The sequence below is a fragment of the Viridibacillus sp. NPDC093762 genome (assembly GCF_050279675.1).
Classification (GTDB): Bacteria; Bacillota; Bacilli; order Bacillales_A; family Planococcaceae; genus Viridibacillus.
In genome coordinates this window covers 17,072-30,724 of record NZ_JBNNUK010000021.1, presented here as the reverse complement: position 1 = coordinate 30,724, position 13,653 = coordinate 17,072, and the positions used below count along the sequence as shown (strand labels likewise).

13 protein-coding genes are annotated in these 13,653 nt (G+C 34.5%); 10 read left to right on the top strand and 3 right to left on the bottom strand.

Features of this window, described 5'->3' with window-relative positions; translation table 11 throughout:
• Nucleotides 1–143 precede the first annotated feature (143 nt).
• Entirely contained in the window at nucleotides 144–1,853 is a 1,710-nt protein-coding gene (locus ACQKM9_RS18640; protein WP_427735887.1) for a M3 family oligoendopeptidase, read from the top strand.
• Nucleotides 1,854–1,979: 126 nt separating this feature from the next.
• Here ACQKM9_RS18640 and ACQKM9_RS18635 read toward each other — a convergent pair whose 3' ends face one another.
• The gene (locus ACQKM9_RS18635) at nucleotides 1,980–2,348 is read right to left on the bottom strand and encodes a VOC family protein (protein WP_427735886.1); all 369 of its coding nucleotides are present in this window, start codon (nucleotides 2,346–2,348) and stop codon (nucleotides 1,980–1,982) included.
• Nucleotides 2,349–2,591: 243 nt separating this feature from the next.
• On the opposite strand from ACQKM9_RS18635, the gene ACQKM9_RS18630 reads away from it, so the two are divergent.
• The 3 genes from ACQKM9_RS18630 (at nucleotide 2,592) to ACQKM9_RS18620 (ending at nucleotide 4,296) form a co-directional block, all read left to right on the top strand.
• Nucleotides 2,592–3,353, top strand: coding sequence for a glycosyltransferase (locus ACQKM9_RS18630; RefSeq protein ID WP_427735885.1), 762 nt, complete (start codon nucleotides 2,592–2,594; stop codon nucleotides 3,351–3,353).
• Nucleotides 3,354–3,532: 179 nt separating this feature from the next.
• Nucleotides 3,533–3,712 carry a hypothetical protein gene (locus ACQKM9_RS18625; RefSeq protein ID WP_038189333.1) on the top strand — a complete coding sequence of 60 codons (180 nt, stop codon included), beginning with the start codon at nucleotides 3,533–3,535 and terminating at the stop codon, nucleotides 3,710–3,712.
• 170 nt (nucleotides 3,713–3,882) lie between these two features.
• Nucleotides 3,883–4,296: a MarR family winged helix-turn-helix transcriptional regulator gene (locus tag ACQKM9_RS18620; protein ID WP_427735884.1), complete on the top strand. Its 414-nt coding sequence runs from the start codon at nucleotides 3,883–3,885 to the stop codon at nucleotides 4,294–4,296.
• Nucleotides 4,297–4,606: 310 nt separating this feature from the next.
• Here ACQKM9_RS18620 and ACQKM9_RS18615 read toward each other — a convergent pair whose 3' ends face one another.
• A complete protein-coding gene (locus ACQKM9_RS18615) occupies nucleotides 4,607–5,131 on the bottom strand; it encodes a cupin domain-containing protein (protein ID WP_427735883.1) in 525 nt (174 codons plus the stop codon).
• A gap of 369 nt (nucleotides 5,132–5,500) precedes the next feature.
• Between ACQKM9_RS18615 and ACQKM9_RS18610 the strand changes: the two genes are divergently transcribed.
• Both ACQKM9_RS18610 and ACQKM9_RS18605 read left to right on the top strand, forming a co-directional pair.
• The gene (locus tag ACQKM9_RS18610; protein ID WP_427735882.1) at nucleotides 5,501–6,325 is read left to right on the top strand and encodes a DUF4097 family beta strand repeat-containing protein; all 825 of its coding nucleotides are present in this window, start codon (nucleotides 5,501–5,503) and stop codon (nucleotides 6,323–6,325) included.
• A 262-nt stretch (nucleotides 6,326–6,587) separates the two neighbouring features.
• The gene (locus tag ACQKM9_RS18605) at nucleotides 6,588–7,268 is read left to right on the top strand and encodes a YjjG family noncanonical pyrimidine nucleotidase (RefSeq protein ID WP_427735881.1); all 681 of its coding nucleotides are present in this window, start codon (nucleotides 6,588–6,590) and stop codon (nucleotides 7,266–7,268) included.
• Between the two features lie 169 nt (nucleotides 7,269–7,437).
• Here the strand turns inward: ACQKM9_RS18605 and ACQKM9_RS18600 are convergent, their stop codons facing one another.
• Entirely contained in the window at nucleotides 7,438–9,042 is a 1,605-nt protein-coding gene (locus tag ACQKM9_RS18600; protein WP_427735880.1) for an ABC-F family ATP-binding cassette domain-containing protein, read from the bottom strand.
• 288 nt (nucleotides 9,043–9,330) lie between these two features.
• On the opposite strand from ACQKM9_RS18600, the gene ACQKM9_RS18595 reads away from it, so the two are divergent.
• Genes ACQKM9_RS18595 through ACQKM9_RS18580 form a run of 4 tightly spaced genes read left to right on the top strand, consistent with a single transcriptional unit; the run spans nucleotide 9,331 to nucleotide 13,624 of the window.
• On the top strand, nucleotides 9,331–10,425 hold the full coding sequence (locus tag ACQKM9_RS18595; RefSeq protein ID WP_427735879.1) for a zinc-binding dehydrogenase: 1,095 nt from the start codon (nucleotides 9,331–9,333) through the stop codon (nucleotides 10,423–10,425).
• 2 nt (nucleotides 10,426–10,427) lie between these two features.
• Nucleotides 10,428–11,213 carry an enoyl-CoA hydratase/isomerase family protein gene (locus ACQKM9_RS18590; RefSeq protein ID WP_427735878.1) on the top strand — a complete coding sequence of 262 codons (786 nt, stop codon included), beginning with the start codon at nucleotides 10,428–10,430 and terminating at the stop codon, nucleotides 11,211–11,213.
• A 12-nt stretch (nucleotides 11,214–11,225) separates the two neighbouring features.
• Complete coding sequence (locus tag ACQKM9_RS18585; RefSeq protein WP_427735877.1) at nucleotides 11,226–12,395, top strand: acyl-CoA dehydrogenase family protein; 1,170 nt, start codon at nucleotides 11,226–11,228, stop codon at nucleotides 12,393–12,395.
• A 47-nt stretch (nucleotides 12,396–12,442) separates the two neighbouring features.
• Entirely contained in the window at nucleotides 12,443–13,624 is a 1,182-nt protein-coding gene (locus tag ACQKM9_RS18580; RefSeq protein ID WP_427735876.1) for a CaiB/BaiF CoA transferase family protein, read from the top strand.
• Nucleotides 13,625–13,653 lie beyond the last annotated feature (29 nt).

The following is a 13,653-nucleotide window of genomic DNA, read 5'->3' as shown; positions in this document are numbered from 1 at the left end:
GCCCTTTTAATGTATTCTAACAATACCCATTTCCTTATATTGTAATTATAACATAAAACTTTTTGAATAATAAGACTTTAATTATCGGGGTTCATATTATACCATAAAATGGAATATGAATAAACTGATGATGGAGGAGAATGATGATTTTTAATGAGCTTATTTACAAAAGACCAGACATGGTTGAATTTGAGGATAGGGTATCGAATCTATTAGAAAGATTTGCTAGAGCAGAGTCATTTAAAGAACAATTTAAGATAATTGATAAGATCAATGCAATTAGAAATCATGTGTTAACGATGCTAACAATAGCAGAAGTAAGAGGTCTATTAAATTCTTCAGATATAAAATATCAGGAAGAACAACAGTTCATCAACAAAAAGTGGCCAATCTATGAAAAGGTTACAGCGAGTTATTATGAACATTTAATTAATTCATCATTCAAAGGACAAATTATTCAAAAATATGGAAAACAATTGCTATCACTTGCTGAACTTAATATAAATACCATTAGTTCGGAGGTTATTGCCGATTTAGCATTAGAAAATAATTTGATTAGTGAATATACGAAGTTATTAGCAAATGCAAAAATAGAATTTAAAGGGGAGGAGAGAAATCTTTCTCAATTAGATAAATTTGTAGCTTCTCAAGATAGGACTATTAGAAAGGAAGCAACTGAGAAGAAATATGAGCTAATGGAGCAACATGAAGAGAGAATTGATGAGATTTTCAACTCTTTAGTTCAGGTGAGAACGGACATTGCTAAAAAACTAGGCTATCATTCTTTTGTGGAACTTGGGTATGCAAGACTTTCAAGAATTGGTTACAATCAACATGATGTAGCTAACTTCAGAGAAATGATTTTAAGATATTTCGTTCCTATATCCGAAGAGTTAAGGGAAAAGCAACGAATTAGACTAGGATTAGATACTCTAAAGTACTATGATGAAGAAGTTCGATTTAAATCTGTTGACACTATTTTAAGTGGAGATATTAACTGTATTATAGAAAAATTTAAAACAATATTCCAACAGCTTTCAAAGCAGTGTGGAGAAGTTTTCACAACTATGATGAACAATAAAATGATGGATTTGTCGGTTAAAGAAAATAAAGCACGAGGAGCTTACTCTACTTTTTTGTGTGATGAAAAGACTCCATATATCTTTGCTAACTTAAATGGTTCGCGTAAAGATGTAAAAGTGCTTGCACATGAATTTGGGCATGCATTTCAAATGGCTGTTTCTAATCAAAATAATAATATACAAGAATATATATTACCTACTAAAGAAGCTTGTGAAATAAGTTCAATAGCAATGGAATTTTTGATTTGGCCATATGTGGAGGGAATATTTGGAGATGAAGCTCAGAACTATAGATATTCACATTTAGAAGATGCAATATATGCAATGCCTTACCGAGCAAGTATTGATGAGTTTCAACATGTTATCTACGAAAATCCAAGTATATCTTCTAAAGAAAGGAAAGAGAAATGGATTGAAATTGCCCAAAAGTATATGCCGTATAAAACATCATTTAATCATCCTTATTTAGCAAGAGGAAGCTTGTGGCAGCAGCAAACTCATTTATTCAAATTTCCATTTTACTATATAGATTACGCAATAGCTCAAATTTGTGCATTACAAATTTGGACGAAAGCTCAAACAAATAAAGAGACTGCATGGAGTATGTACATGGATTTATGTAAACAAGGAGGACAACTATCTTTCCTAGATTTACTTGAACATTCTAATATTGCTTCGCCTTTTGAAAATGCTGCATTTGAAAACATGGTAGATGAAATTAAAACATGGTTTGTTAAACACGAACAATTAGATGGGGTAAATCAAAAATAATCATATAAAATGAATAAAGAGCCTGTTTTAAATAAGGTCCATACAGGCTCTTAATCTTTATGCCTTCTATCATACATAGTCTTGATTGCTTCTTGTATATTAAAGCTAGAATTAGACTATTTTTTTTCAAAGCCACTCTAAAATTTCAACTCGATTGCCAAATGGATCGTTTATATAAATTCTATTGGCTCCTGGCAAATCTCCATCAATAATGAATTTAATATTATTTTTGGATAAATGGGATTTTAAATCTTCAATATTTTCTACCTCAAAAGCTGGATGTGCCTTTTTAGCGGGAGTAAATGGTTCTTCAATTCCAATATGAATTTGATAGTGAGCAAATTCAAACCAAACACCGCCTCTTTTTTTTAACAGTTCTGGTTTTTCAATTTCTCGAAAGCCTAGAATATCACCAAAAAATCTTTTCGCTTTGTCTTCGGAACCTTTAGGAGCAGCTAGTTGAATATGAGCAATCGATTTAAATACAAATGACATTATAAAACCTCCTTGTATCGTTGTATTTCCATTTTATCTCAAATTATTCGATAAGGAAATGTGATTAAAATTATGAAGATTCATAATAATTACTTATGTTATTTTTTCGAAATATCTAGCAGGAAGTAATTAGAAATTGGAGGTTTGTTGTATTGATTATATTTGAAAGCGATACTAACATGATTTTAAGCATATACATTATTGAAGAGGTAGCCAGTAGCGAACACTTAAAGGAGATGACATATGACGAGTGCAAATCAAAAATCAAAAGAGGAACATAACGAGAAAATAAAGTTTTCCGTAATAATCCCTGCACATAATGAAGAAAAGTATATAGGGAAATGTTTGGATTCAATAAAAAAGGCATCACAAGTTTATGGAGATCAAATCGAAATCATTGTTGTATTAAATCGATGTACAGACAAAACGGAGGAAGTGGCAAAGTCTTATAATTGTATTACATTAGAAAATAATGATAAAAACTTAGCTAAAATTCGTAATGCAGGTGCTGCAATAGCACAAGGTGAAATAATCATCACCATTGACGCCGATACACAGATGACAGAGGGGCTGTTATCGAAAGTAGACAATTATTTAGCATCAGGAAAATACATTGGGGGTGGCGTGAACGGGCAGTTTGAGAGGATGTCTTTAGGAATTATCGTCTCTGCAATGTTATTAATTATTCCCTTACTCTTTAAGTATGGATTAATATCAGTAGGGATCTTTTGGTGTTATAGAAAAGACTTTAACGCTATCAACGGATTTAATGAAAAAATGCTAATGGCTGAAGATGCAGACTTTGCGAAGCGATTGAAAGAATGGGGAAAGAAAAATAATAAAAAGTATGGAACGATAAAAAATGGAATGATTACTTCATGTAGAAGATTTGATACCTACGGGGATTGGGGATTATTGAAAAATCCAAAAGTAATTTTAGCATACCTAAATGGTACTGATCAAAAATATGCGGATAGCACATATTATGAGGACCAAAAAAGATAACTAAAATAGAGTTGGAAACAAATGTATAGTATTTTCATCCATCAAAATATATATTGATATGAAAGTCGAGAATTTTAGCGTGGATATCTTAAAACTTTAAATAAAACTTACCTAATGTGGCATGAACCTCTTATTTACTAGCATATGATATTAATAATATGTTACGAGGAGGAAGAGATATGAAGAAATCACTGGTCATTATGGGGAATGGGAATACATATGTTGTTGATGAATCTCCCGACGAGTTTTATGAAAATTATTTAAGTGAAACTGTAGAAAGTTATGCATACCTTGATTTAGATGACTTTACAACGGTTGCGATTGCACATATCTCTGAAATTGTCGGTATAGAAGAGTAATAATTTAAGCCACATCAACTAGATGTGGCTTTTTATTTTGAGTTACTTTAGATAAAGGTCATCGATAAAAATTAGCAAATTCTTACTGTAGCTTGTATAATATATATAGCTCTTGAATTGTTTAAACAATTTAAATTTTAATAACTAAAATTATCTAAGGGATGATTGTGATGGGAAAATCTTTTGAAGATGCTATAAAGAATTTAATGGAGGAAATGTTTGATATTCAAAATAAATCAAATAAATTTATGGAGGTACTTACGCATGACGAAAACCTCTCAGAAAATTTAATCCTCTTATTACTAAGACTAAAATTATTCAAACATATGAAAATTACTGAAATCTCAGAAGCGTTTATGCTAACACCTGGAGCAGCAACGAATATGTGTGATAAACTTGAAAACTTAGATTATGTAGAAAGAATAAGGATTAAAGATGATAGAAGAGTTGTAAGGGTTTCTCTTACTGAAAAAGGCGAAGAAAGAGTTGCAGCAATTTTTTCTAAATTCTCAAAAGAAAAGATTGAGGAAATCTCAAGTGTATTTGTAGAAATAAATAAGCTGTTTAAAAAAATCGAATATTAATCAATTCTAAAAACAGATTACTTCCAATCTGTTTTTTTTATTTCATTAAATCACTGTTAATGGAATAGTTAATGTAAATTCCTTTTAAAAATAGTTAGGTATCGCAAAATTTATGTAGTTGTAATCCTCTTCAATTAACCTGCTCTTATTGTGAGAAAAAATAGAATATTCCAGCATTATAATCAAAGTTTAATATAAAAATTAACAATCTTTATATTATTTCCAAAGTATTCATATTTGATAGGTTTATACATAACAGGGGCAAAAAAATACTTTTTGTCCCTGTAAGTAAATAGTAAGTCCTAATAAATTATTTTGGAATTTGTTTGTACGCTAACTTCAAAATGATGTCTCTGTGTTGAGGGTATTTTAGTAAAAGTTCGTCTTGTGTAAACAATTCGAAGTCTTGGAATTCAAAACCTGGAGAAACCATGCACCCAACTAGAGAGCATACATCTTCCCCCATAACAGAAGATCCAAAGATTGAATGTTTAGGAACTAAAGCTTGAGGGACTTCTCCTTTTTCAAGATTTAATCCTAATTTAATCTCTTCATATTCTCCATTTTCATGAATGATATGTATTGTTAAAGGACTTCCACCGTGATAGTACCATAATTCATCAGATTTCAAACGATGGAAATGGGAAATGTCATTTGACGTTAATAGAAAATAAATACTCGTATAAAGCTTTCTTTTACCTTCAAAAGTTACTTGTAACTCTTTGTCAGAAGTGCATTCCTCAGATTGAAAAGTTTCTTTGTAGTATCCCCCCTCTGGATGAGGAACAAGTCCAAGTTTTGATACCCAAGATTGTAATTCACTTAGTTTGATCATTTTATATAGCCATCCTTTCGACTCAATATCTAAATATTACATCATTTCTTTATGTCATAGTTAGATTTTATTAAAGAAAACAGTAAATCTACTCGTTAATAGGCAAAGTATAATAGCTCATTGAGGTTGGCCAAATTTCAAAATCGTATCTTTTCTTTTGAATTTTCAAGATATAGGGCTAGAGAAGGTCGATACCTCCATTATTAGTTGATTGGGTTTTATCACTAGATACTGAGAAAATGTTTTATTTAAGAAATTTGACATTTAGTATCATTATTACATATTATATTAAATATATATTTTAGTGATTGAAATATTTTATTTATGAAGTTAAAATGATTATTATTAATTCTAAATAAGGAGAAGAGTATGAAAAAAATAAAATGGATGATTGGGGTGTTGATTTTGATAATAGCTAGCTCTCTTATTTCATCGAATATAAGTAAAAAAGATGTTGAGTACAAGAGTGATTTGGAAATCGTGAAGAGGATTTATGTTGATGCTGATATTTCAAACATTGTTATAGTCACTGGTGGGCCCATGATGAATGTTAGGTATAAAGGTCAAAAATCATTCGTTGGAAGTCCTAGCATGGATATTGTTTATGAGAAGGATCAAGCCATTATAAAGCTAAAGGCAATTCAAAAAAAGTGGATGACCATAGTGCCTGGTTTAACAAAAAGAGGGGAATTGATATTGAATATTCCTACTGGATTATTAGAACATGTGCAAATAAATACGCGAAATGGCAATATAACTGCAAAAAATGTAAGTGAAATTAATCAATTAAGTTTTAGTTCAAGTGTAGGAAATATTAATGTAGACTCTTTTAAAGGGGAAGTCTTAAATATTGAAGCAAAAAACGGTTCTATTAAAATAGGGAGTGTGGATGGAGCGGTTAATATAAAGAACCAAACAGGCTCACTAAAAAGCTTGGTTTTTACTCATATAAAGGGCAAGAGCAAGATAAAATTATCAAACGGCAATGTCCACATAACCCTACCTAAAGAGCTAGAAAAAAATAAAATTAGCTTCAATATTGCAACGAAGAATGGGAAAATAACTTCAGAAAATGATAAATTACTAATCGAAAATATAATAAAACAAGGGGCAGGAAATAGAATAGTGAATTACATAAAGTCGGATAACGAATTAGATATTTCTGTCTCAGTAGGTCATATAAAAATCAAATGAATGACTAAAGCTAATTGAATGAAAGAGCTATGAGATATATAAGGCTTTCTAAATATACCGTATAATATGGATGTACTCTTCTATAAAACTATGAATACAAGCTTTCTTCCAAAGTCCTATCAATAGTCAATTTTTTTACATACTTTGCAGGGGAAGATAGAGATATAACAAATGAAGTAACAGAGAGTACATCAATGTTTTTTGAATTCAAATTATGTGAAGCGTCCTAGTTAGGTCGGTATTGTTTAATGGAGGTAGCTATATGATGTACGAAATTATTTTGTTCGATGTTGATGATACACTATTGGACTTTAGTAAGTCGGAAAAAAATGCCTTACATAAGACTTTTGTGGAGTTCGGATTACCAAAGGGATTAGCGGATTATGGAACCACATACAAAGAGATTAGCATGATGTTATGGAGAGATTTGGAACAAGGACTTATCACTTTACCAAAACTGGGAGTTGAAAGATTTAAGCAGTTGTTCTTTACACATAAGCTTGAAATTAATGCTGAAAAGTTCAGTAGTATTTATCTTGGATATTTGGGCAAGGAAATAAATCCTATAAAGGGAGCTGTTGGAGTATGTGACAAGCTTTCTGATTGTCGGCTGTCTATTATCACAAATGGCTTTAAAGATGTGCAGATAGCAAGAATTGGGGGCTCTCCTCTCAGTAATACTTTTGAGCATATCTTTATTTCTGAAGAAATTGGTTTCCAGAAACCTGAAAAAGGTATTTTCGAATATGCGTTTTCTAAGTTACAGATTACAGATAAAGAAAAAGTGTTGATCGTGGGTGATTCTTTAACCTCTGATATCCAAGGTGGGATCAATTACGGGATTGATACGTGCTGGTTTAATCCGCATTTTAAAGAAAATAAAGTAGGGATTAAGCCGACGTATGAAATCCATGAGCTTACTGAACTTTTAGAAATTGTATAGAAATAGAGAAGTTTAATTGGATCTTCAAATCATCTGTTTGGATTTATTTCCAGCGCTATAAATAGATATTAAATTCTATTAGTTGACATAAAAAACCCCGGACTTTCCAATTAACTTGGGAAGTCCAGGGTTTTGTTCGGTTTAAATCCTTAAAAGTGATTAAAAAGGATTATTTCAAACCTTCTTTTTCTTTCCACTCTAAATATTCATCATAAGTTAATTGCTTATCTAAAATTGAACCGTCTTCACGGATTTCAATTACGCGGTTAGCAATTGTTTCGATGAACTGATGGTCATGAGATGTGAAGACCATAGCGCCTTTGAAGCGGATTAAACCTTCATTTAGTGCTTGGATTGACTCAAGGTCAAGGTGGTTAGTAGGCTCATCAAGTAAAATAACATTTGCAGATGCAAGCATCATTTTAGAAAGCATACAACGAACTTTTTCTCCCCCAGATAATACAGAAGGAGATTTTTTCACTTCTTCACCTGAGAATAGCATACGACCTAAGAATCCACGTAAGAAGCTTTCAGTTTCGTCTTCTGGTGAATATTGGCGTAACCATTCTACTAATGATTTCTCATTGCCTCCGAAGTATTTATCATGATCATTTTCAAAGTAGCTTTGAGATGTAGTAACACCCCATTTATATGTTCCAGCATCTGCTTCTTTTTGTTCCATTAAGATATCAAGAAGAGCAGTTTTTGCTTGTGGGCTACCTAATAAAATGATTTTGTCTTCTTTGTTCATTGAGAAGCGAATATCTTTAAATAGAGTTTCGCCATCATGACTTGCTGTTAGACCATCAACAGTTAACACATCATTACCGATTTCACGACCAGTTTGGAAGTTGATGAATGGATATTTACGGCTAGATGGTTTAATGTCATCAAGCTCGATTTTATCCAACATTTTTTTACGAGAAGTTGCTTGGCTAGATTTAGATGCGTTCGCAGAGAAACGAGCAACGAATGCTTGTAGCTCTTTAATCTTCTCTTCTTTCTTCTTGTTTTGGTCAGACATCATTTTTTGTGCTAATTGGCTAGACTCATACCAGAAGTCATAGTTACCGACATATAATTGGATTTTAGAGAAATCCAGGTCAGCAATATGTGTACATACTTTGTTTAAGAAGTGACGGTCATGGGATACAACAATAACCGTATTTTCAAAGTTGATTAAAAATTCTTCTAACCATTGAATTGCTTTTAAGTCAAGGTGGTTGGTAGGCTCATCCAGTAATAGAACGTCTGGCTTACCAAATAGAGCTTGTGCTAATAACACTTTAACTTTGTCAGAACCTTCTAGGTCAGCCATAAGCAAATAGTGAAGTTCGTCGCCAATCCCTAAACCGTTTAATAATGTTGCCGCTTCAGATTCAGCTTCCCAACCGTTTAGATCAGCAAACTCACCTTCTAATTCAGCAGCACGCATGCCATCTTCATCAGAAAATTCTTCTTTTGCGTAGATTGCGTCTTTTTCAGCTTTTACTTCCCAAAGACGTTTGTTCCCCATAACAACTGTATCTAAAACGTTAAATTCATCGTATTCGAAGTGATTTTGCTTTAATACAGAAAGACGTTCATCTTTACCCATTGATACATGGCCATCTTGTGCCTCAATATCACCAGATAAAATTTTTAAGAATGTTGATTTACCAGCACCGTTTGCTCCGATTAGTCCGTAACAGTTACCTGGTGTGAATTTAATATTTACGTCGTCAAATAATTTACGGTCGCCATAGCGAAGACCTACATTACTTACTTGAATCATGTAAGTTCCTCCTTTTTTCACAATGCTTTTAGTATATCATGGAACGCTATGCAAGGCAGTAAATAAAACTCTAAAAGTGTATAAATTTGCGTATATTATATGCTTTTTAGTCAAAACAACTGAATTCTGCATCTTAATGGCAATAAAAATAGTATGAATGGTCATTCTAAGTGCATCTTTTGTAAAAATATTGAAATAGAAAAAATTAAACTTTAGATTATACTCATTTTTTGAATCACATAGAAATAGAATTAATAAGATGTAAATCAAAGAAAAGGTGGGATTCCTATGAAAGGGAAAGTCGCGGTGATGACAGAGCCTGAGCAACTTATCTTTGAAGAATATGATTTACCAAAAGCTGGACAAGGTAGTGTATTAGTGAAAGTGATTCGAACGAATGTATGTGGTTCTGAACTACACATTTGGAGAGGACAACATCCAACAAAAAAATCAGGTGTGATGGGTCATGAGATGGTGGGAGAAATTGTAGAGCTTGGTGAAAATGTCACAACGGATTTTGCTGGAAATCCAGTGAAAGTTGGAGACAGGATTGCAGCGGCTTACTTTTTAACTTGCCGCAAGTGTAATCATTGTCAGCAAGGATTGTTTAACTTATGCGAAAATGCATACGAATTTTGGAGTAAGGATGCTCATGAATACCCTCATTTCCATGGTTCTTTTGCAACGCATTATTATATTCATCCAAATCAATATTTTTATAAAGTACCAGAAAATGTCTCAGATGCATCTGCAGCCAGTGCCAATTGTGCATTGTCTCAAGTATATTATGGGATTGAAAAAGCGGGTATTAAGTATGGCGATACAGTCGTCATACAAGGAGCTGGAGGACTTGGATTGAATGCATCCGCTGTTGCGAAATCATTAGGTGCGACAGTAATTGTGATCGATGCTGTTGAAAGTCGCCTTGCACTTGCGAAGAGGTTTGGGGCAGATTATACAATTTCTTTTGCAGAATATCCTTCGGTAGCAGATCGAGTAGCTCGCCTATTAGCTTTAACGAACAATAGAGGCGCTGATATTGCGATGGAGTTAACGGGTGTACCTGCTGCATTAAATGAGGGTATCCATTTATTAAAAGCAGGAGGCAAGTACATTAGTATTGGTAATATCTCACCAGGAAAGTTGACTGAGTTTGACCCAGGGCTAATGACGCGAAAAAATATTCAGATTTTAGGTGTTATTCGATACAATCCATGGTATTTGCAAAAAGCACTCGCGTTTTTAAGTGACAAAAACGATTTATACCCATTTGATGACATGCTAGCTTGTGATTATACGTTAGCAGATATTGCAAAAGCACTTGATACTTCCGCAAATCGTGAAATAACACGAGCTTCAATTTTAGTCAATGAAGGAGTGTAATTATGAATCCCATTCTAACTGAAATATTAGGAGAAAACGGACAGATTTTAAACATAACTTTAAATCGACCGAAAATGCTCAATGCTTTTAATACAAAAATGGCTGAGTATATGTTGTCTCTTTTAAAAGTTGTTTCAACTGATTCGTCCATTCGGGTTGTACTTTTAACTTCTTCAAATAATGATGCATTTTGCACTGGAGCGGATTTGAAGGAACGCCAAGGACTTTCTGATGAGGCTTGGAAGGATCAGCATGAATTATTTGAGCAAATGTTTTATGCGCTTGAGGATCTACCACAGCCAACAATTGCCGTAGTGAATGGCTATGCTTTGGCGGGTGGTTTTGAATTAGCGCTCAATTGCGATTTACTTGTTGCAGCACAAACATCGAAATTTGGCTTGCCAGAAGTAACGCGTGGCATTATGCCTGGATGTGGTGGTTCACGTCTTTTACCGAAACGAGTGCCATTACATAAAGCGAAACAATGGTTGTTTACCGGTGAAATCTTTGGAGTAGAAGAGGCAAGTGATGCTGGTCTACTTAATGCGGTCGTCCTACCGGAGGAGTTGTTCCAAACAGCACTAAGACTTGCAAATAAAATTGCAAAAAATGCTCCTTTGGGTGTGCAAGGTTGTAAGAAGAGTGCAAATACGTTAGGGACATTATCAAATAGTGAAGCGAGAAAACAAGAAATAGAGATTTATAACTTAGCGGTTAATTCAAATGATCGTCTTGAAGGTGTGCTTGCATTTAATGAGAAAAGGGCACCGATTTTCACAGGGAAGTGAGGGAGAATTGCGTTGTTATTAGCAGAAGAAAAAGTGGCGTTTTTAGAAGAACTCCGTCAAAGTGTACGTGCTGTTTGTAAAGCATTTCCCGACAAATATTGGCGAGAAATTGATGAGCTGCAAGCATATCCAACGGAATTTGTGAAAGCGCTAACTGATGCAGGCTTTTTAGCAGCTCTGATTCCTGAAGAATATGGGGGTTCGGGACTTGGCATTACAGAAGCGTCCGTTATTTTAGAGGAAATCAATCGTTCTGGTGGAAACTCAGGGGCATGCCATGCCCAAATGTATACGATGGGAACCATTTTACGTCATGGTTCGGATGATCAAAAACGTATGTATTTGCCAAAAATTGCTGATGGAAGCTTACGCCTACAAGCATTTGGGGTGACAGAACCAAATACAGGTACGGATACGACAAATTTAAAAACTACAGCCGTGCGACAAGGTAATCACTATATTGTGAATGGTCAGAAGGTTTTTATATCTCGTACGGAACATTCTGATTTAATGATTTTACTCGTGCGTACAACCCCTGTTGAACAAGTAACGAAAAAGAGTGAAGGCTTGTCCGTGCTATTAGTTGATTTGCGAGAGGCAGTGGGCAATGGTCTTGAAATTCGACCGATTAAGACGATGATGAATCATTCAACGACTGAGTTGTTTATGGAACATTTAAAAGTGCCTGTAGAGAACTTAATTGGAGAGGAAGGAAAGGGTTTTCGGTACATTTTAGACGGTATGAATGCAGAACGTATTTTAATAGCCTCAGAATGTATTGGTGACGGTCGCTGGTTTATTGAACGTGCGACAAACTATGCGAATGAACGTGTCATTTTTAATCGTCCTATTAGTCAAAATCAAGGCATTCAGTTCCCGATTGCAAGAGCACATATCAATATTGAAGCGGCCGATCTCATGCGTTTTAAAGCAGCTCAATTATTTGATGAAGGAAAACCATGTGGGGCAGAGGCGAATATGTCAAAACTACTTGCAGCCGATGCGTCTTGGGAAGCGGCCAATGTCACATTACAAACACACGGTGGTTATGGCTTCGCGACGGAGTACGATATTGAGCGTAAATTTAAAGAAACGCGATTATATCAAGTAGCACCTATTTCGACAAATCTTATTTTATCGTTTGTAGGGGAGCATGTTTTGAATATGCCGAAATCTTACTAAGTGATGTTTTGGAATAGGAAGGTGTAAATGGAAGGGTGATGAAATGAATGTTGCCATTACAAGGAATGCGAGTCATTGATGTCACGACGAACATTTCAGGTCCTAGCTTGACGATGATTCTAGCTGATCTTGGTGCGGAAGTTATTAAGATTGAACGTCCAGGTGTGGGTGACGAAGCTCGTAAAATGGCCCCGATTGTTAAAGAAGATGGAACATTTTTCTTGAATATTAATCGCAATAAAAAGTCAGTTGTTTTAAATTTGCAAATACTAGAAGCAAAGAAAGTAATGTATGAGCTAATACGTGATGCCGATATTTTTGTTGAAAATTATCGATTAGGAAAAGCCGATAAGTTAGGGCTTGGCTTTGATACTTTGAAATCTTTAAATGAGCGTTTAATTTATTGTTCGTTATCAGCATATGGTCAAAAAGGCCCTTCCAAACATAAACCTGGCTATGATGCTATTTTACAGGCCGAAACAGGTTTAATGAGTATGACAGGAAGCGATCAATTAGCACGTGTACCTGTTTCGATTTTAGACCAAGGTAGTGCTGTGTGGGGTGCGCTTGGTATTTTAGCAGCTCTTTTGCAGCGAAAAGAAAATGGACAAGGGCAAAAAGTTGAAACTTCACTTTTTGAAACAGGTGTCAACTGGGTAGGTTATCATTTACTCTCAACTATGTTAACAGGGCAAAATCCAGAAAAATTAGGCTCTAATCACGCTTCCTTTGCACCATATGGGGCTTTTCAAACAGCAGATGTGCCGATCATGATAGGCGTTTCTAATAATCGATTATTTGAAAAGCTCTGTGAAGTGTTAGAGAAGCAGCAATGGCTTAAAGATGAGCGATTTTTTTCAAACGTAATGCGTGTTCAAAATCGTGAACTGCTCAATGAAAAACTAGCTGATGTGCTACAAACAAAAAAAGCAGCAGATTGGCTTGTCGCTCTAGAGAAGCAAGGTGTACCTAGTGCCATGATTCAGCAAATGACTGATGTAGCAATGCACCCTCAAACACTTAGTAACCAAATGCTTATAGATGCCGAGCACCCAAACAATGGAAACATCCACTTAACCCGCTTACCGATTACACTATCATCAGTGGATTGGCAAGTCAGAAATATGCCCCCAGCTCTAGGTGAGCATACAGTTGAAGTGCTAAGGTCTTTAGGGAAAAGTGATGTAGAAATTGAGCGTTTCATGAACATGCAAGCTTTGCAAAATTAACACCAGACTTCTGTTTTTGAAAGTAGCTC